The following is a 20,194-nucleotide window of genomic DNA, read 5'->3' as shown; positions in this document are numbered from 1 at the left end:
CACTACACGGCGTATGGATTTCTCGCTTATTCAACTAAATCACGTTAAAATATGCGCCTTAAATTTTATCCTATATTTACACATTTGGAGTACTCCATGAACGCTACTGTAGAACAGCTTGCACCTGTAGAACAGCAAGCGACCTCTGGTTGGGTTGTTGCCGCGCTTTATCAATTCAAAGAAGTTCAAGATTCTGCCGATCTTCAACAACGTCTTTTAGACTTGGTAAAAACCATCAACCTATGTGGTACTCTAATTGTTGCAGATGAAGGTATTAATGGAACAGTTGCAGGTGATCGTAAAGCGATTGATGTGATTCATCAATTCCTTTTAGATGAAGGTTTCACAGCGATGGAATATAAAGAATCGCACAGTGAAGAGAAACCTTTCCGTAAAATGAAGATTAAACATAAAAAAGAAATCGTCACTTTAGGTGTTGAAGTTAAACCACGTGACTTGGTTGGACACTATCTTGATCCTAAAGAATGGAATGACTTGATTGCACGTGATGATGTGATCTTGATCGATACACGTAATGATTATGAATATAAAGCGGGTACGTTTAAGGGCGCAATTGACCCTAAAACTGAAACTTTCCGTGAATTTCCAGATTATGTGAAAAAAGAGTTAGAACAGCATAAAGATAAAAAAATTGCGATGTTCTGTACTGGTGGTATTCGTTGTGAAAAATCAACTTCATTACTTCTTCAAGAAGGTTTCAATGAGGTTTATCACTTGAAAGGCGGTATTTTAAAATACCTCGAAGAAACTCCTGCTGATGAAAGCATGTGGGAAGGTGAATGTTTCGTCTTTGATGGTCGTACTGCGGTGACTCATGGGATGGAAGAAGGTGAAAATACCAAATGTCACGCATGTGGCTGGCCTTTAATTCCTGAAGAAGTGGCTTTACCAAGCTATGAGCATGGCGTGTCTTGTAAGTACTGCATCGATAAAACTTCTGAAAAACAAAAAGAAGGTTTCCGTATGCGTCAGTCACAGATTACGGCTGCAAAACGTAAACGTTTATAATTCGTTTCGCTGAATCTTCAATATTCATAAAAACCGTAGAATAAATCTGCGGTTTTTTTAACTCTACAAATTGCTACTATCTTTTTAAGTCTATAAAAAATAATATTTATTCTTTCAATTATATCGACACAGCAATGAGTGAATGGATTATTAACATCATGGAGCAATTGGGGTACCTCGGTATTGCCTTACTCATGTTTCTTGATAATGTTTTTCCGCCTATTCCCTCAGAAGTGATCATGCCCTCTGCTGGTTTTACCGCAGCACAAGGACAACTCAGTCTAATCGGTGTCATCGTTGCAGGTAGTCTTGGTTCTTTGATTGCAGCAGCTACACTGTATTGGATCGGGCGTAAAATATCTCATGATGCCTTGTTCCATTGGGTTAATCAGTACGGAAAATATCTCTTTATCAAAACAGATGATGTTAAAAAAGCCCTAGATTGGTTTGAAAAATATGGGCATCGTGTGGTTTTCTTTGGACGGATGATTCCCGCCGTTCGATCATTGATTAGTATTCCTGCGGGGATGAGTCATATGCCTTTTTGGAAATTCATGACTTATAGTGCGCTCGGCACAGTAATTTGGACGACTTTTTTAGCAACCGTCGGGTATTACTTTGGGAACAATACTGCACTAATGCAGCAAATTTTTAGCAATGTTGGCTATATGATTGTGGCTATTGTTGCCTTGTTCGTAGTTTATCTTTGGTTTAAAAAAAGAAAAAATAGCTAAAGCATTATGAATACTGATCACCTTAAATTTTAGATGATCAGTATGCTGGTATGACGATCAATTTCAGTTCGTTAACTCAATTCCCTCAAACTTTGCAACGGTGGAATATCAGATAAATAACTTAGGCGATAACGCCCGATCAATGCACACAACACCGCCATTGCCAGTGGTAAAATCAACCAAATCTCCCAATGCAATTGCACCAACATATCCATCCGATAACTCGCAACCGCACTAATCACCTCAGCAAAAATACATGACACAATCCCTGCCAATAATCCAATAAAACCGATTTCAAGCATCATCATATTTTTGAGTTGACGCTTCGAACTGCCAAAAGAACGTAATAACGCCACTTCACGTTTCCGTTCATCCATCAGTAAATTGATACATGCAATCAACACAAGAAAACCAGACAAACTCACTAATACAGCAAGCACCGTAATAATTTGTACGAGAACACTCACAAGACGTTTAATCTCATCAAAAATCAAAGACACATCAATAAATACAGTATTGGAAAATTGCTGAATCAAACTGACCATTTTGGTTTTTTCAGTCGCTGGCACATAAAAACTACCGAGATAACTCCCTGCATTTTCATCCAAAGTCTTTGGGGTAAAAATAAAGAAAAAATTCGGACTAAAACTTTGCCATTCAACAGTACGTAAATTAACAACTTCAGCTTTTAATTGTCCCTCTGGCAAACTAAACGTCAGTTGATCACCAATTTTGATACCTAATTCATCTGCAAGTTTTGCTTCAACTGAAACTTGTCCAACTTTAGTCAGTTTAGCTTGACCCGATACAATCACATTATCTTGTGGATATTGATCTGTTTGGGTGAGATTTAATTCACGACGCAAAGAATTATTTTCTTTCAACAATTGCGCTGAAAAAGGCTGATCATTTTTCGCAATTAAACGCCCTTTGATATTTGGATATAAAGGCGTACTTTTCCAATGTCGTTGTGCCAACTGTTGCTTAAAAGCTTCTAACTCAAATGGAGGTAAACCATAAATAAATTGATTTGGTGTTCCCTCAGGCAATTGCTGTTGCCAACGCTCCAGCAAATCAGTACGTAACACGGCTAAAACCGTAATCAAACTTAAACCCAATGCCAATGCAGTAATTTGCAATGCTGTTTGTGAAGGCGAGCGTACATAACTAGATAATTGATTACGTAGCGATTTAAGCAATTTCAAAATCAACCAAACCAGTGCATAAAGCACTGCCGTGAGGACAATGACCGCACCCATGACCAATCCAGTCAGTACAATATTTTCAGTCAATACCAAACTAAAAATGATCAGACTTAATATGCCAAAAGACATCATCCACACCATTGAACGGGCAGATTTCTGTTGTTGACGAATCACACGAATTGGAGGCGTATTTAACAATTGCCACAAACTCGGCAGAATAAAACCGATCAAAACAATGGCACTGGTAAAAATGGCAATTGGTAAAGGGCCAAGCAACATTTCAAACATTGAGAATTGCAGTTCTAGATTCGGGATCATCTGTAACATCAGTTGCAAAAGCGCATAGCCCAATATCATGCCTAGACCACTACCGATCACAATCGCAATCACGCTCACGACAGCTAATAGTGCTAAATAGGTTTGCAGAATCTGAGACTTACTTGCCCCCATACAACGCATCAAAGCAATATGATCTTGGTTTTGTTGCACATAACGCTGACTGGTCAAGGCTATCGCTAAACCACACAATAAAATCGTCAAAATATTGGCGAGTTGCAGAAAAGTATCTAAATTTTCTATCGGTTTAATTAAACGCGAATTGCCCTCATCGGCACTGCGTAGCTTTAAATTGCTTTGTTGATCGAAGCTTTGCTCTTCATTCGACATGGCTTGAGCAGATTGATCTGTAGCTGAATCCTGATCAGATTTTTGGTCATTTGCTTTGGCATATTTTTGCTTTTCAGTTTCAATCTCTGTCTTATAAATTTGCTGAAATTTTTCAATAGATTGAGGCTCTCCCGCCAAAAGCAGGCGGTAATCAATACGACTTCCCACTTGAATTGCATTGGTTTTAGCCACATCCGCTTGCGAAATAATGACGGTTGGAGAAAATGCCGAAAAACCTAATTCTTGATTGGAATCATGTTCGATAATTCCAGTGACTTTGAATTGACCATCAACCAGTTGTACATCGTCACCGACATTTAATTTGAGTAATTCTTGCGCACGTTTGCTTAACCAAATTCCACCACTTTGCAATTTTTGTGCAGGCTGAATTTTTAAATCACCGCGCAGTGGAAATGATGTATCAATCGCTTTGACATTCACCATGACAAATTGATCATGCGTTGATGCCATTGAACCAAACATGGTGACATGGGACTGTTTGAGCTTTAATTCATTCGCAGATTGAATCCATTTTGAATCAATAGGATTGGTATCACTCAGAACTAAATCAGCAGCTTGCATCTTGGCAGCTTGCAAGGTCACTGCTTGCTGCACGTGGTCATTGCTAAATTTCAATGCAGTCGTAGCACTGATCGCTAAACACATTGCAATGATCAGTAAATAAATCCCTGAATTGGCAAAACTTTGCCTCAATAATGGCTTAAATAAATTGAACATTACACACCCTCTGGCTGAGTTTGATGTAAATGTTCAATGAGTTGCCCTTCTTTTAACTCATAATGGCGTTGGCATTGTGCTGCCAAAGCAGGATCATGTGTCACAAGTACAAGTGTTGTGCCCATTTCTTGATTTAAGCTAAACAAAAGCTGTTCAATTTCATGTGCGGTATGACTGTCTAAATTCCCTGTGGGTTCATCAGCAAAAATAATTTTTGGCTCAGAAATCAATGCACGCGCAATCGCAACACGTTGTTGTTCACCCCCTGATAATACTTTCGGGGTCTGCTGACTTTGGCGCTCTAGACCTACTTTAGCGAGCAGAGCCAATGCTTTTTGTTCAGCGGCTGCGTAGTTAAAATCTTTTTGTAAGCGCAGAGGCAGCATGACATTTTCAAGTGCAGATAAATGCGTCAATAATTGAAAAGACTGGAATACAAAACCAATATGTTTTAACCGAACCAACGCTCTTTGCTCTTCATTTAAATGTTCAACAGACTCACCACACACAGTTAATTGCCCTGCACTGGCTTGATCCAAAGTCGCGAGAATGCCTAATAATGTTGATTTTCCTGAGCCTGAACGTCCTGTAATCGCAACCTGTTCCCCTGCCTGAATTTCTAAATTTAGATTTTCAAAAATTGTAAGTGTTTGATGTGGGAGTTCAATCTTTTGTGTCAGTTGCTGTGCAGAAATTATCACTTGTGGCATGATGGGAGAAACCGAATCATTCTGAACCTTAGACATCATAAAGTACCCTATATGCAAATCAAAAAATCGTTAAATTTTAAAATGATGAAAAAACTCCCTCATTGTTTATTCTTTAGCACGATCTGTCTATTGCCGATTAGTAGTTTTGCAAAAACCATCATGATCGTGGGCGATAGTTTAAGTGCAGGTTATGGCATCACACCGCAACAGGGTTGGGTGAATTTATTACAATTACGTCTAAATCAAGACTTTCCCAAACAACATAAAGTCGTGAATTCCAGTGTGAGTGGAGAAACCACCAGTGGTGCTTTGGCACGTTTACCTAAATTATTGCAGACCCATAAGCCAAATGTAGTGGTCATCGAACTTGGTGGCAATGATGGCTTACGTGGTCAGCCACCACAAATGATTCAAAAAAATTTGGCGCTAATGATTCAGCAAAGTCAAAAAAGTAAAGCCACTGTGATTTTATTGGGAATGAAAATTCCACCCAATTATGGCACTGCCTATAGCACAGCGTTTGAAAATAATTACAAAGTTTTAAGTCAGCAATATAAAGTAAAAATGCATCCATTTTTTATGAATGGCATCGCAGGACATCCGAATTTGATGCAAAAGGATTTAATTCATCCTAATGCAACTGCACAGAAAATTTTATTGAATAATGCTTATCCGTTGATTAAAGGAGCGTTGTAAGAGAATTATTCACTAATTTTCATCATTCAAGGCTTCACATAATAAATTCAGATACTCTTTCGCCCAAAAGTGTCAATTCTTTAAATCTAGCTGAATAACTGTCAAGAAACTATTACTGATAGGAATTTTAAAACCAGCGGTGCTATCGCGTCAGGCGACATGGATGTCGCCGTTGGGTCGGGGTTCAGGTCACATGCGAAGCCTTGCTTCTCATTACCCAACAAAGGATTTTTGTCCCTTTTGATCCCTCAAAAGGGAGGCATCGCCTACACAAATGAATCTAAATTTTAAAAGGCAGATGGGGTTGTGCCAATTTAAAATATATTTACTGTTTCAGAAATATTAACAGCATAAAAAAAGACGCCTCAGCGCCTTTTCTCACCATCCAAGCTTAAGCTGGAATGTCACGTACAGAAGCATTACGAATCGCCTCTTTCAACGCTGCATAACCATGAATCGGTGGGAATTGTGGAAATTCACGAATCACATTTTCAGGCGCATCAAACAAGAAACCTTTGTCAGCTTCACCTAGCATCGTGGTATCGTTATACGAATCACCCGCTGCAATCACACGATAATTCAAACCATGAAGTGCTTTCACAGCTTCACGCTTTTGATCAGGCTGACGCAATTTATACGCAGTAATCATGCCATTTTCATCAGTTTCTAATTTATGGCAGAAAATGGTTGGCCAACCCAGTTGTTGCATCAAAGGATGAGCAAATTCATAGAAAGTGTCAGAAAGAATGATTAATTGGAAATGCGTACGTACCCATTCCACAAACTCTTTTGCACCTTCAAAAGGTCCCATGTCTGCAATCACAGCTTGAATATCGTTTAAACCTAAACCATGTTGTTTTAGGATATTTAAACGTTGAGTCATCAACACATCGTAGTCTGGAATATCACGAGTTGTTGCTTCTAATTCTTTGATCCCTGTTTTTTTAGCAAAATTGATCCAGATTTCCGGAACCAAAACACCCTCAAGATCAAGACATACGATTTCCATGGGTTCTCCCAAATGTTAGTTGTAAATTTTGGCGTATCATAGCATTAAAGTTTAAAAAAAATGCTGAAAGATTTTGATACTTCAGCAAATGAAAACTTATCAATGCAGATTTCGATTCTGCTTAAATCTTTTTAATTCATAAGTATTTTCATAAATCTGCTAAGAAGCATATTTTATTTACTTTAAAATAGCATGACATTCAAAAGCATTTATACATACAAAGTCGTATTGGCTTATTTTTCGCCAAAATGCTTAAATTTACAGATCTTTTGAGAACTAATTTTTTAAATACTTTTTAAAGTGTTGACTACTTTTAAGTAAACCTAGCTTCAAGCTATAGCCAGAGGCAACAAATGACTGTTATTCCTACAATTGATCAAGTAGATGCACTTGCAGCAGAATATGCTGATAAATCCCCTTCTGAAATTTTAGAGCTAGCACTTTCTCAACAAGGTGAAATTGCGATTTCATTTTCTGGTGCAGAAGATGTGGTGCTGATCGATATGGCACACAATCTCGGTAAACCCTTTCGAGTATTCAGTTTGGATACAGGGCGTTTGCATGCAGAAACTTATCAGTTTCTTGAAACTGTACGTAAACATTATGGTATTCAGATTGAGATCTGTTTTCCAGAACCCGATGCCGTACAAAAGTTAGTGAATGAAAAAGGCTTGTTTAGCTTTTATCAAGACGACCATAAAGAATGTTGTGGTATTCGTAAAGTTCAGCCCTTACGTAAAAAGTTAGCCACTTTAGATGGTTGGATTACGGGTCAACGTAAAGATCAAAGTCCAGGCACACGTACTGAAATTCCAGTGGTTCAAGCTGATGCTGGTTTTTCAGGTGAAGGCAAACAATTGATTAAATATAATCCATTGGCAAATTGGTCAAGTGCGGATGTTTGGAACTATATTCGTATGATGGAAATTCCGTATAACCCACTGCATGAGAAAGGTTATATTTCTATTGGCTGTGAACCATGTACACGCCCTGTTCTACCTAACCAACATGAACGTGAAGGTCGCTGGTGGTGGGAAGAAGCAACGCACAAAGAGTGTGGTTTACATGCAGGTAACCTAAAAAAATAACAGCCCGATAAAAATTTTTTTTTGGTAAAAAAAAGTCACTCAATTTAGTGACTTTTTTTGTACTATTCATTCATCAAAATGCTTGGATTTTCTCTATAAAAAAGATCTATACTACAATTAGGTTTTATAATTCTAACAATCCAACACTCAAGAATGAGTTGTTGTAGTTTTTGCAGTGAGGCATCAAAAATTATGCGCCCATTACACCCGATCGATTTTATTTTCTTAAATTTAGAAAAACGCCAACAGCCAATGCACGTGGGGGGATTATTCTTATTCCAAATTCCAGACCATGCCCCATCTACATTTATTCAAGACCTAGTGGCTGATATTCGTAATTCGAAATCTATCCCTGTTCCACCTTTTAATAATCGCTTAAATGGTTTTTTTTGGGATGAAGATGAAGAGTTCGATATTGACCACCACTTCCGTCATATTGCCCTACCACACCCAGGGCGTATTCGTGAATTATTGGTCTATATTTCGCAAGAACACAGTGCTTTGATTGATCGTGCGAAACCACTTTGGACTTGTCATATCATCGAAGGGATTGAAGGCAATCGTTTTGCCATGTATTTCAAAATCCATCATGCCATGATTGATGGTGTTGCGGGTATGCGCTTACTCGAAAAGTCATTCTCTAAAGATTCAAATTCTAAAACCATCATTCCACCGTGGTGTGTAGAAGGTAAACGTGCCAAGCGTTTAAAAGAAACCAAATTAGGAAAAATCAAGAAAATTTTTGAAGGTCTCAAAGGACAAGTTGAAGCAGCTCCAAAAGTGACTCAGGAATTGTGTCAGACCATTTTCAAAGAAATGGGCAAAAATCCAGACTATGTTTCAACCTTTCAAGCACCAAGCAGTCTGTTTAACCAACGTGTCAGTTCTTCACGCCGCTTTGCCGCTCAATCCTTTGAACTAGATCGTTTCAGAGATATTTCTAAAGCGCTGGGTGTGACGATTAACGATGTTGTTTTGGCTGTTTGTTCTGGTGCACTCCGTGATTATCTAATTACTCAAAATGCCTTGCCAAAGAAACCACTCATTGCAATGGTTCCAGCATCCTTACGTGATGACGACTCAGACATGAGTAACCGTATCACCATGATTTTGGCAAATTTAGGAACTCATAAAGAGCAACCTCTTGAACGTTTAGAGATCATTCAACGTAGTGTGCAAAACTCTAAAAATCGCTTTAAGCGCATGACCTCAAATCAAATTTTAAACTACAGTGCTTTTGTATATGGTGCTGCTGGAGTCAATATTGCATCGGGGCTATTACCAAAACACCAAGCTTTCAATGTCATCATTTCCAATGTACCAGGTCCTCGTGAACCTTTGTACTGGAATGGTGCGAAACTAGATGCACTCTACCCTGCATCTATTGTTTTGGATGGACAGGCACTGAACATCACCATGACCAGTTATTTGGATAAATTGGAAGTAGGATTGACGGGTTGCCGTAAATCATTGCCTAAATTGCAAAATTTATTGACGCATTTAGAAAATGAAATTCAAAAGTTTGAGCAGTTAATTCCTCAAAAAACACAGGTATCTGAACAAACTCCAGTTGAAATTCCATTGAAAACCAACAATGTAATTGAAGAATCTATCCAAACGCAAAAGCCCTCATAAGGGCTTTTGTTTTTTATTTTACTAAATTTTAAATATTGAGCATATTATTTTATAGATTTTTATATTTTTTTTGATCTTTTGAAATAAAACATTCTACAAAAAAATAAGAGGCTTATTTTAGCCTCTTAATTTTTAACATTACGACATTTATTCAGTAATTGATGACAAACATTCACCACCATATCTTTGGTGATTTTAATTTCTTGACCATTGTCATCCAACATTACACATGTATTTTTAGGTTGGTTTTCCAATACATGTTTGATACCACGAGTTATTAATTGTTCACTTACGCTCATTATTGACCTCACTTGCTAAGACTGTTAAAGGGAGAAAGTCTTTGGCTACCTTTAGTCTTAGTATTGTCAAATCAACGCTGAAAGTAAAATTTCAGATGTAACAACTGTTTAACGACATCCTGTTACAATTTTAGCTTAAAATGATATCGTATTGCTCTTGAGTATATAAATTTTCCACTTGGAATTTAATCACACGATGAATGAAATGCTCTAAATCCGCCACAGCTGGGGCTTCTGCCGTTAAAAGCCGATCAATCACAGATGGATGTGCAATAACAGTAAAGCCACTCTGAGATTCATAAGCACGGGTATATCTTAGTATTTCACGAAAGATTTCGTAACATACTGTCTCTGCTGTTTTGACATATCCACGTCCCTGACATGTCGGGCATGACTCACACAATAAATGTTCGAGTGATTCGCGAGTACGTTTACGTGTCATTTCAACCAAACCAAGTTCAGAGACTTGAGTAATCTTGGTTTTCGCATGATCACGTTCGAGATTTTTCTCAAACTGTTTCATCACTTCTTCACGATGCACAGCTTCCTGCATATCGATAAAGTCAATGATGATAATGCCCCCCAAATTACGTAGACGTAACTGACGAGCAATGACCTGTGTTGCTTCCATATTGGTTTTGAACACAGTATCTTCTAGGCTACGTCCGCCGACGTATGAACCCGTATTGACATCAATTGTGGTCATGGCTTCGGTTTGATCAATCATCAAATAACCACCTGACTTAAGCGCTACGCGAGTCTGCAATGCCTTTTGAATATCTTCTTCAACATTGTATAAGTCAAATAACGGGCGTTCACCAGGATAATGTTGCAAACGGCTTTGCATGCTTGGGACAAATTCACATACAAACTCTTGTAGCTTGCCGTGTATTTCGCGTGAATCAACATAGATATTGGCGGTTTCTTCATTTGCCAAATCACGAATCACACGTTGTGGTAATGGAAGTTCTTCAAAGATTAAAGAAGGCACTGCAATAATTTTTTGTTTTTTCTGAATATATTCCCAAAGCTTGGCAAGGTACGCCATATCTTGAGCAATCGATGCTTCATCTATACCATCTGCCGCAGTACGGACAATCACTGAACCTGGTAATTTATGCTCAGTTTGAATACGCTCAATCATAGAACGTAAACGATCACGTTCTTCTTCAGACTCAATGCGTTGTGATACACCGATATGATTGCCATACGGCATCAAAACAAGATAACGAGATGGAATTGAAAGATCGGTACTTAAGCGAGCACCTTTGGTTCCCAGCATATCTTTCATCACTTGCACAGTGAGAATTTGACCCGGTTGTAATAATTCAAATACATTCGGTGTAGGTTGGTGACGTGGCCAAACCATATCATTGATATGCAAAAATGCGGTACGAGACAAACCAATATCCACAAAAGCTGCTTGCATACCAGGAAGTACACGCACTACTTTGCCTTTGTAAATATTTCCGACTAACCCACGTTTAACAGTCCGTTCAACAAATAACTCATTGACCGTCCCATTTTGAATTAACGCCACACGACACTCCATAGGTGTGACATTAATCAATAACTCGTCAGACATAACTAAACTCAAAACATTATAAAAATTCTTTTCAGCAGTTAATTTAGTGCCTCAACTGCGCTGATCTAGACGATCAAGTAACTGTATTGTTTCATGTAATGGTAGCCCTACCACATTACTATAACTACCATTCATACGGGTCACAAATTTTGCTGCAATACCTTGTATTGCATACGCACCCGCTTTACCTATCGGTTCGCCCGTTGCCCAATATTCTTCCATATCATTAGGACTGAGTATTTGAAACTCAACTTCGGTACGAACCACAGTACTCAATAACTGCTGAGCATTTGCAATGCAAACACCTGTGAGTACTTCATGCGTCTGACCTGACAATAATGCCCAAATTTCAAAAGCATGTTGTTTCGATTCAGGTTTACCAATAATCTGATCAGCAAAAACCAAGCTGGTATCTGCAGCAATCACTGTACCCTGTGGTTTTAATGTTAACACTGCTTGCGCTTTAGTTTCTGCTAAACGCTGAACATATTGTTCGATCTGCTCATTTTCAAGTACAGACTCGTCAATATCAGGGCTATGAACTGTAAACTCCAACCCAACTTGTTGTAACAGTTCTTTACGCCGAGGCGAACTCGAAGCAAGAATTAAATGCGCCATCTTTTTAATAAATAGTAAAGAATTGGCCAACAGAAAATACTAGAAACCAAAGGTTGCCAATGTCGTGCAAGAGAAAAATGTACACCGATCATCACTTGCGCCATAAAAGTAAATACTAAATGCGCCAGTATTGCGAACATACTAATAATCCATAGATTACTAAATGTCAGTACACGGCGCTCGCGAATGAAATACCGTGTTAAAAAAGCAATCAATACATAACTTAATGCATTCATACCCAATGGGGCATCAAGCAATAAATCCGTAAATAAGCCCATGGTAAACGCAAACCAAACCCCACACCACGTCGGTTGGCAGAGCACCCAAAATAGCATGATCATCAGCATATACAGTGGTCGCCAGCCCGCAAAAGCATAGGACATTGGGTAGACCACTAGAATAGAACAAATAATCACTGAAATCACAATCAGGAAAATTGGATCTTTGCGTTGCTTTTCTGAAGGTAATTTCTTAGCGATCAACATTTGGCTGCTCCATCGCTAGTGAATCAGAAAACAGTACAACGACATGATGACCACCTGCCAACTGTGCAGCAGGAACAACATCAATTTGAGCAAATTCACCCGTATTATGACGCATCACTTTTGAAACCGAACCGACTAAGTACCCAGCAGGGAAATGCTGTCCTAAACCAGAACTATACACCTTATCCCCTACTTTAATATTGGCACTGGTTGGAACATATTCCATTTTCAAATGCCCCAAATCACCTGTACCTGTCACAATCGCGCGCATACCAGAGCTTTCTAAGCGTACAGATAAAGAATGTTCTTTATCTGACAATAACATCACACGACTACTGTGCGGATATACATTAATGACTTGCCCCATGATCCCTTTATCATCTAAAACAGTTTGACCCACTTTTAGCTGACTCGCTGCACCACGGTTGATGATAATGATATGACGTAAAGGATCGGCATCTGTCCCTATGACTTCAGCAATCTCCATACGTCCGTCAATAATCAGTGGCGTATCGAGTAATCCACGAAGTCGGGTATTTTCAGCTGAGAGTTCTGAGAGTTTTTGCAGACGCACTTGCGCTTGAAGCAGTTCAGCTTGCATCGAGGTATTTTCACGACGCAATTGAGCTTCAGATTTGGTTTGTTGATTCAGCCATTCTTTCGACAATACAGGATAACTTGCTAAGGCATAAATCGGATTATATGCCGCATACAAGACATCTCTTGCGGGTTGAACCACTTGTGGCATGCGCCAGTTAAAAAACAGCACAACAAAACAAGTGATCACCGCAATGATGAACGAGCGAAAAGATGGCGGTTGTCTTGAAAAGAGATTCGGTTGCACCGCCTCGTCCTTAACTTAATCTACTAAAATCGTAATCTACTAAAGTTTAGCCTACAAAAAGCATATCATGATTTGGATTGTCAAAGAATTCTAAGACTTTACCGCCACCACGAGTCACACAAGTTAAAGGATCTTCAGCAACAACAACAGGTAAACCTGTTTCTTGTGCAAGTAATTTATCCAGATTACGGAGCAATGCACCACCACCTGTCAACACAATACCACGCTCTGCAATATCTGATGATAATTCAGGCGGTGTTTGTTCAAGTGCAGATTTCACAGCAGAAACAATACTTTGTAATGGGTCTGCAATCGCTTGTGTGATTTCATCCGAAGTCACAGTAATCGCACGTGGTACACCTTCAGCAAGATTACGACCACGAACTTCGATTTCTAAAGTTGTGCCATCTGCAACTGCCATACCCACTTCTTTTTTAATGGTTTCAGCAGTGGTTTCACCGATCACGCAACCATGTGCTTTACGTACGTAGTTAATGATTTGCTCATCAAATACATCACCACCGATACGTAAAGAATCTGCGTACACACAACCTTGTAGTGAGATAATCGCGATTTCAGTCGTACCACCGCCAACGTCCACAACCATCGAACCACAGGCTTGTTCTACAGGCATGCCCGCACCAATCGCAGCAGCCATAGGTTCTTCAATTAAGCGTACATCACGTGCACCTGCATTGAATACTGCTTCACGAATCGCGCGACGTTCGACCAATGTAGATTTACATGGAACACAAACGACTACACGCGGCGCAGGTGGAAATAAACGTTTTTCATGCACTTTACCAATAAATTGATTTAACATGGTTTCAGTGACTTCAAAATCTGCAATTACGCCATCTTTCATCGGACGAATTGCTGAAATGTTTGCAGGTGTACGACCAAGCATTTGCTTAGCATCTAATCCTACAGCTGCAACAATTTTCTGCGAACCACTGTGACGAATCGCCACAACTGTCGGTTCGTTTAATATAATGCCCCTTCCTGGTGCATAAATTAGTGTGTTTGCAGTACCTAAATCAATGGCTAGATCTGGCGAAAACAAGCCAATTAGTCGTTTTAGAATCACGGGTCGTTCTCAGTTTAAACTTTAGTATGGACGCAAGATGGCAACTTTAACTAAATGTGATGATTTGAACAAGTCAATCGCTTATTATAACGCACGATATTTTGAATTTTTTTAAAACTGATTAGGTGAGACATCATGTCAAGTTCAGATGCTCAGCATTCTGCAGAATTAAATGCACAAACTGTATCGCAAATCGCCAATCTTGCTCGATTGTCGCTTAATGATACGCAATCTGCTGAATATGCTCAAAGTTTAAATAAAATCTTAGGGATGATGGAGAGCTTAAAAGCGATCAATACTGATGGTGTTGAGCCGCTAAAGAGCCCTTTTGACAACCCTCAACCTCTTCGCCCTGATGTGGTGACTGAAGAGAACCATCGTGAAGAATATCAAGCCGTTGCCCCTGCTATTCAGGACGGTTTGTACCTCGTTCCACGTGTGATTGAATAATATTTGATCAGTTAAACTTATTTTTAAAAATTAATCGTAAAGAATTGTACTCATGACTGATTTACACCGTTTATCGATTCGTGAAATGGCAGAAGGCTTAAAAAGCGCTCAGTTTTCATCACGCGAATTGACTCAACATTATTTAAACCGTATTGCTAAAATTGATGATCGTGTCAATTCATATATTACGGTAACTGCTGAGCAAGCATTGGCACAAGCTGATGCTGCTGATGCTGTACTTAAAACTGGTAATGCGACTGCATTGACTGGTGTACCGATTGCCCATAAAGATATTTTCTGTACCCACGGTATCAAAACCACAGCGGGTTCAAAAATGCTGAATAACTTTGTCTCTCCTTACGATGCAACAGTCGTCGCGAAAGGTAAAACAGCTGGACTTGTGACACTCGGTAAAGTGAACATGGACGAATTTGCCATGGGATCAACTTCTGAAAATCCGTTTTTTGGTGCGACTAAAAACCCATGGAATTTAGAACATGTACCTGGGGGGTCTTCAGGTGGTTCTGCTGCCGTTGTCGCTGCTGACCTTGCACCTTTTGCAACAGGAACTGATACAGGCGGTTCAATTCGTCAACCTGCATCATTCTGTGGTCTAACAGGTCTTAAACCAACGTATGGTCGTGTTTCACGTTTCGGTATGATTGCTTATGCATCATCTATGGACCAAGGTGGTCCAATGGCACGTTCTGCGGAAGACTGTGCTTATTTGATGAATGTCATGGCGGGTCATGATGAAAAAGACTCAACGTCGATCAATAAAGAAGTTGATGACTACGTTGCAAACTTGAATGGCACTGCCGTTAAAGGCTTACGTATTGGTATTCCTAAACAATACTTCAATGTTCAAGGTTTAGATGCTGACGTTAAAGCACGTGTTGAAGAATCATTGAAAAAATTGGAAGACATGGGCGCGACCTTGGTTGAGATTGATCTCACCATGAGTGAAGCTTATGTACCAACTTATTATTTGATTGCGCCTGCTGAAGCTTCTTCTAACTTGTCACGTTTTGATGGCGTTCGCTACGGCTACCGTTGTGAAAACCCAACTGACATTTTAGATCTTTATAAACGCTCACGTTCTGAAGGTTTTGGTGCAGAAGTTCAGCGTCGTATCTTGATTGGTACATACGCGCTTTCTGCGGGTTATTACGATGCGTATTATGTGAAAGCGCAAAAAGTACGTCGTTTAATCCAACAAGACTTCTTAAAAGCCTTTGAAAATGTCGATGTGATTGCTGCTCCATCTGCACCAACTACAGCTTATAAAATCGGTGCGAATCTTAGCCCGACTGAAATGTATTTAGGTGACATTTACACGCTTGCTGTGAACTTGGCAGGTCTGCCTGCAATCAACGCCCCTGTTGGTTTCGATGCAAACAGCTTACCTGTAGGTTTACAGTTGATTGGTAATTATTGGTCAGAATCTCAATTATTGTCGATTGTGCATCAATATCAACAGAATACAGATTGGCATACCAAACGTGCGGCAATTGCGGAGGAGAATGCATAATGGCTCAAGCTCAAAAAGCAGTAAAACCTAAGTCAAACTTGATAGATGGTTGGGAAGTCGTTATTGGTATCGAAATCCATACGCAACTTGCGACCAATTCTAAAATTTTCTCAGGTTCTTCAACCACGTTTGGTCAAGACCCAAATACTCAGGCTAGCCTTGTTGATTTGGCAATGCCAGGTGTACTTCCTGTTTTAAACAAGGAAGTGGTTGATCTTGCGATTCGTTTTGGTTTGGGGATTGATGCCTATATCGACCAAGCATCTGTATTTGCACGTAAGAACTATTTTTACCCAGACTCTCCAAAAGGCTACCAAATCAGCCAAATGGACAATCCAATCGTTGGGCTAGGTCATATCGATATTCAGCTTGAAGATGGCACTGTGAAGCGTATAGGCGTGACACGTGCGCATTTGGAAGAAGATGCGGGTAAATCGATTCACGATCAGTTTGAAGGTATGTCAGGCATTGATTTAAACCGCGCAGGTACGCCTTTGCTTGAAATCGTATCTGAACCTGACATGCGTTCTGTTGAAGAAGCTTTGGCTTATATCAAAGCAATTCATACTTTGGTACGTTGGTTGGGTATTTCTGACGGTAACATGGCGGAAGGTTCGTTCCGTTGTGACTGTAACGTATCTTTACGCCAACCAGGTGATGAGTTTGGTACGCGTTGTGAATTGAAAAACATCAACTCTTTCCGTTTCATCGAACAAGCGATCAATGTTGAAATTCAACGTCAAATGGAAATCTTGGAAGATGGCGGTAAAATCGACCAAGAAACGCGTTTGTTTGATACGGTGAAGATGGAAACGCGTTCGATGCGTTCAAAAGAAGAAGCGAACGATTACCGCTACTTCCCTGATCCTGACTTACTTCCTGTGATCATTCCTGATGTGCAAATTGAGGAAGCGAAAGCCAATCTTCCAGAGTTACCTAAAGCACGTCGTGCACGTTTTATCGCTGACTTTGCTGTGACTGAATATGATGCGCATGTACTTACGCTTTCTCGTGAAATGGCAGACTTTTATGAAGCTGTAGTGACTGCTGCTGGCGGTGCTGCTCAAGGTAAAGTTTCTGCAAACTGGGTGATGGGTGAATTCTCTGGTGCTTTAAACAAAGCCAGCTTAGAACTTGCTGACTCTCCTGTTTCTGCGGAAAAACTGGGTGGCATGATTGCACGTATTGTTGATAACACAATTAGCGGTAAGATCGCGAAACAAGTATTCGGCTTTATGTGGGATGAAGGCAAAACTGCAGACGTAATTATTGCTGAAAAAGGCTTGAAACAGGAAACTGATACAGGTGCGATTGAAGCGATTATTAAAGAAGTACTTGCGGCGAATGAGAAGATGGTTGAAGAGTATAAATCTGGTAAAGACAAAGCTTTCAATGGTCTTGTAGGTCAAGTGATGAAAGCATCTAAGGGTAAAGCTAACCCTGCTCAAGTGAATGAATTGATGAAGAAATTGATTGGTTAAGGCTGATTGATTTTGGGAAAACCCGTCTTAGGACGGGTTTTCTTTAAAAAATGATAAATCTGAATAACTTGATAACATTTGATATAAAGCAACTTTCCAATGATTTAAACCATATCCTTGTGTAACTAATTTTTCAGATTTTCTCTTGAAATGTAATGCCAAGTCTGTATCGAGTAACCCACCGAGCTCTTCAGGATCTCTTAGATCATAAATTAGCTCTGTATTAAAAAAATTTTGTGCATCAAAAGTAATATTATTATTAATCTTCAACTCTTCAAAAGTTTTCTTTATTCTATCAATACTTACAGAACTTTCACTTATCTCCTTAACAAAATATTCAAAGGAATAGATATATTTATTTTCATCCTTAGCTTCCACCCTTTCAACAAGTCTCACATCAAGCCAATTGATATGATCAATAAAATCAAAATATGGATGTACTAATACTGGCTCCGTAGCACTAGGACTATAAGCGTGTTTATTATCATTACACTCTTCGCATGCAGGAACTAAATTAATTGGATTTACTGCCAAAAAGATATATTTACTTTCTGGTAAAAAATGATCTACCACTTCAATTTTATGATTATTACAATAACAACACCTTTTACTGTTATTATTAATAACACCATCAAGCTTTATACGGTTGTAAAATTTATTAGCATCACTATATTTTTGTTCATTTTTACTTAAATAATACTTATACAGTTTTACAAACCAATTATTTTCATGCGTTTGACTTTTTCTACCATTAGTATCAACAGGTATATTAAAAATTGTTGGTATATCTAATTCTTGCAATTTAGATTGACTAATTAATTTTAAATATTTTTCACTTTGAGTATAAACATGCTCTTGCATATCAACCATGTATTGCTTAATACCTGCATTACTAATATAGCTGATACATACAGGATAAGTATCTTGAATAGTAAAATTAGGTAATGGCTTCCGGAACATTAAACTCTCTCTTTTTTCATTTTATTAATAAGTGAAATGATTATACTTTGAGCCTCATCGCCCACTTCACCATTAAATTTTTCTACCACTACATCATAAAGCTCATTTAAACTTAAGCTTGAATACTCATTAAAGACTTTTTTTGTGGTATCTTCGAGTAACGTATAGAAACCACTTTTCTTACTTTTTAAATTAAAAACCTCTTTAGTTAGAGTACTAACACTTTCACCAAATGTTTCAATCGGAGGACGATCAGCTCCAAACTCATCACCTTCTCTAGAAATAACCCATACAGATCTTCTAGGAACTTCCTGTAAAATCACAGGTGAATGTGTAGCAATAACCGCAACAGCATTTCTATCAATCATTAACCAAGATAAAGCTCGAATATAAGCAGATATTAAGGGAGGGTGTAAATATGTTTCTGGTTCATCATAAATTACTAAAGATTTCTCAATTACTTCAACTACTAATTTTGTTAAACTCAACAAAATAATTTTATGACCGCTACTATAATCATTAAATCTAACAATTAAGTGGTTATTTTTTTCTAAAATAATAACCATATCACTTTCTGATAAGTTATTAACATCAAAATAAATATTCTTAGCAATCGAAATATCAACATCTTCTATTAATTTTGATAAATTACGATTCTTAAAATATCCATCAATTTCAAGAATTGCTACCAAACCCAACCATTTTTCTTTTAAGACTTCAGAATACTTACATCTAAATAATGAAAGAATAAAGTCTCTATTAGTAGATGATATATTTTTATAATTTTCAGTCTTATGAACTGTTGGATCTTCACGCAATCCTATATATGAATATTTTTTATTAACTATACTATCCAATTCAATATCTTTAAAAAGCCTATCAAATGGGCTGTATGATACAACAACTAAATTTAATATAACGCTTAGATCTGAGCGATAAAAAATCTCATAAGCCATCTGATTTTCAAAATATTTTTTCAAAATAGTATTTAAAAATGTCGTTTTCCCAACACCATTACCACCAATCACAACATGAATATTTGTTGGTGGTAATGAGTTTGGCTTTACTTCAAAATCTAACTTTTTAGACTTATTGCTATTCAAAAAATAATCAAAATAAAAGTTATACGATGTTAATTCAACTCCACCATTTGCGACTCTATGAAATTTACTTCTTATTTCTTCTTCTTTATAGTCTCTTATTAAAGAAGTCCTAAATACCCCTAAATCCTTCTTTTTAATCTCATCAAACAAACTTAAATCACAAGCAACATCATTTAAAGAGTTTAATATTGACTGCATTTGTTCTTTCGTAAAAAATTCTTGTAGTTTTTTATAAAAATAC

Annotated in this window: 19 protein-coding genes; 8 read left to right on the top strand and 11 right to left on the bottom strand. The window is 38.3% G+C overall.

Annotation, left to right across the window (positions count from 1 at the left end; translation table 11 throughout):
• The first annotated feature begins 96 nt into the window (after nucleotides 1-96).
• Together EXE10_RS07530 and EXE10_RS07525 are read left to right on the top strand one after the other, a co-directional pair.
• Nucleotides 97-1,029 carry a rhodanese-related sulfurtransferase gene (locus EXE10_RS07530; protein WP_130112941.1) on the top strand — a complete coding sequence of 311 codons (933 nt, stop codon included), beginning with the start codon at nucleotides 97-99 and terminating at the stop codon, nucleotides 1,027-1,029.
• A gap of 158 nt (nucleotides 1,030-1,187) precedes the next feature.
• The gene (locus tag EXE10_RS07525) at nucleotides 1,188-1,763 is read left to right on the top strand and encodes a DedA family protein (protein ID WP_130112994.1); all 576 of its coding nucleotides are present in this window, start codon (nucleotides 1,188-1,190) and stop codon (nucleotides 1,761-1,763) included.
• 71 nt (nucleotides 1,764-1,834) lie between these two features.
• Here EXE10_RS07525 and EXE10_RS07520 read toward each other — a convergent pair whose 3' ends face one another.
• Both EXE10_RS07520 and EXE10_RS07515 read right to left on the bottom strand, forming a co-directional pair.
• Nucleotides 1,835-4,372, bottom strand: coding sequence for an ABC transporter permease (locus EXE10_RS07520; RefSeq protein ID WP_130112940.1), 2,538 nt, complete (start codon nucleotides 4,370-4,372; stop codon nucleotides 1,835-1,837).
• Entirely contained in the window at nucleotides 4,372-5,118 is a 747-nt protein-coding gene (locus EXE10_RS07515) for an ABC transporter ATP-binding protein (RefSeq protein ID WP_068973429.1), read from the bottom strand. The genes EXE10_RS07520 and EXE10_RS07515 overlap by 1 nt, the downstream gene beginning before the upstream one ends.
• Nucleotides 5,119-5,163: 45 nt before the next feature.
• Between EXE10_RS07515 and EXE10_RS07510 the strand changes: the two genes are divergently transcribed.
• Nucleotides 5,164-5,778, top strand: coding sequence for a GDSL-type esterase/lipase family protein (locus EXE10_RS07510; RefSeq protein ID WP_171478494.1), 615 nt, complete (start codon nucleotides 5,164-5,166; stop codon nucleotides 5,776-5,778).
• Nucleotides 5,779-6,169: 391 nt separating this feature from the next.
• On the opposite strand, the gene thrH is transcribed toward EXE10_RS07510, so the two are convergent.
• Nucleotides 6,170-6,787, bottom strand: coding sequence for a bifunctional phosphoserine phosphatase/homoserine phosphotransferase ThrH (gene thrH / locus EXE10_RS07505; RefSeq protein WP_068973431.1), 618 nt, complete (start codon nucleotides 6,785-6,787; stop codon nucleotides 6,170-6,172).
• Between the two features lie 353 nt (nucleotides 6,788-7,140).
• On the opposite strand from thrH, the gene EXE10_RS07500 reads away from it, so the two are divergent.
• Entirely contained in the window at nucleotides 7,141-7,875 is a 735-nt protein-coding gene (locus EXE10_RS07500) for a phosphoadenylyl-sulfate reductase (RefSeq protein ID WP_087553215.1), read from the top strand.
• A gap of 192 nt (nucleotides 7,876-8,067) precedes the next feature.
• A complete protein-coding gene (locus EXE10_RS07495; RefSeq protein WP_130112938.1) occupies nucleotides 8,068-9,510 on the top strand; it encodes a WS/DGAT/MGAT family O-acyltransferase in 1,443 nt (480 codons plus the stop codon).
• Between the two features lie 125 nt (nucleotides 9,511-9,635).
• Here EXE10_RS07495 and EXE10_RS21460 read toward each other — a convergent pair whose 3' ends face one another.
• From EXE10_RS21460 to EXE10_RS07470, 6 genes are all read right to left on the bottom strand, one after another.
• Nucleotides 9,636-9,809 carry a PA1571 family protein gene (locus EXE10_RS21460; protein WP_162994905.1) on the bottom strand — a complete coding sequence of 58 codons (174 nt, stop codon included), beginning with the start codon at nucleotides 9,807-9,809 and terminating at the stop codon, nucleotides 9,636-9,638.
• 130 nt (nucleotides 9,810-9,939) lie between these two features.
• Nucleotides 9,940-11,394, bottom strand: a complete 1,455-nt coding sequence (gene rng, locus EXE10_RS07490) for a ribonuclease G (RefSeq protein ID WP_068973434.1) — start codon at nucleotides 11,392-11,394, stop codon at nucleotides 9,940-9,942.
• 51 nt (nucleotides 11,395-11,445) lie between these two features.
• Nucleotides 11,446-12,012 carry a Maf family nucleotide pyrophosphatase gene (locus tag EXE10_RS07485; protein WP_130112937.1) on the bottom strand — a complete coding sequence of 189 codons (567 nt, stop codon included), beginning with the start codon at nucleotides 12,010-12,012 and terminating at the stop codon, nucleotides 11,446-11,448.
• Nucleotides 12,000-12,497: a rod shape-determining protein MreD gene (gene mreD / locus EXE10_RS07480; protein WP_068973436.1), complete on the bottom strand. Its 498-nt coding sequence runs from the start codon at nucleotides 12,495-12,497 to the stop codon at nucleotides 12,000-12,002. The genes EXE10_RS07485 and mreD overlap by 13 nt, the downstream gene beginning before the upstream one ends.
• On the bottom strand, nucleotides 12,484-13,341 hold the full coding sequence (gene mreC, locus EXE10_RS07475; protein WP_068973437.1) for a rod shape-determining protein MreC: 858 nt from the start codon (nucleotides 13,339-13,341) through the stop codon (nucleotides 12,484-12,486). Before mreC ends, mreD begins: the two co-directional genes overlap by 14 nt.
• 46 nt (nucleotides 13,342-13,387) lie before the next feature.
• The gene (locus EXE10_RS07470; protein WP_068973438.1) at nucleotides 13,388-14,428 is read right to left on the bottom strand and encodes a rod shape-determining protein; all 1,041 of its coding nucleotides are present in this window, start codon (nucleotides 14,426-14,428) and stop codon (nucleotides 13,388-13,390) included.
• A gap of 135 nt (nucleotides 14,429-14,563) precedes the next feature.
• Here EXE10_RS07470 and gatC point away from each other — a divergent pair, with 135 nt between their 5' ends.
• Genes gatC through gatB form a run of 3 tightly spaced genes read left to right on the top strand, consistent with a single transcriptional unit; the run spans nucleotide 14,564 to nucleotide 17,890 of the window.
• The gene (gene gatC, locus EXE10_RS07465; protein ID WP_087553212.1) at nucleotides 14,564-14,878 is read left to right on the top strand and encodes an Asp-tRNA(Asn)/Glu-tRNA(Gln) amidotransferase subunit GatC; all 315 of its coding nucleotides are present in this window, start codon (nucleotides 14,564-14,566) and stop codon (nucleotides 14,876-14,878) included.
• Between the two features lie 52 nt (nucleotides 14,879-14,930).
• Complete coding sequence (gene gatA, locus EXE10_RS07460) at nucleotides 14,931-16,409, top strand: Asp-tRNA(Asn)/Glu-tRNA(Gln) amidotransferase subunit GatA (RefSeq protein WP_130112936.1); 1,479 nt, start codon at nucleotides 14,931-14,933, stop codon at nucleotides 16,407-16,409.
• Nucleotides 16,409-17,890, top strand: a complete 1,482-nt coding sequence (gene gatB / locus EXE10_RS07455; protein WP_130112935.1) for an Asp-tRNA(Asn)/Glu-tRNA(Gln) amidotransferase subunit GatB — start codon at nucleotides 16,409-16,411, stop codon at nucleotides 17,888-17,890. Before gatA ends, gatB begins: the two co-directional genes overlap by 1 nt.
• A gap of 27 nt (nucleotides 17,891-17,917) precedes the next feature.
• Here the strand turns inward: gatB and EXE10_RS07450 are convergent, their stop codons facing one another.
• Complete coding sequence (locus tag EXE10_RS07450) at nucleotides 17,918-18,850, bottom strand: HNH endonuclease (protein ID WP_130112934.1); 933 nt, start codon at nucleotides 18,848-18,850, stop codon at nucleotides 17,918-17,920.
• A partial coding sequence (locus tag EXE10_RS07445) for an AAA family ATPase (protein ID WP_130112933.1) occupies nucleotides 18,850-20,194 on the bottom strand: 1,345 nt, incomplete at its 5' end. The genes EXE10_RS07445 and EXE10_RS07450, both read right to left, overlap by 1 nt.

The organism is Acinetobacter sp. WCHAc060033, from assembly GCF_004209125.1.
Lineage (GTDB): Bacteria > Pseudomonadota > Gammaproteobacteria > Pseudomonadales > Moraxellaceae > Acinetobacter > Acinetobacter wuhouensis.
The sequence above is the reverse complement of the archived record's forward strand: the minus strand, read 5'-3'. Positions and strand labels throughout refer to the sequence as shown.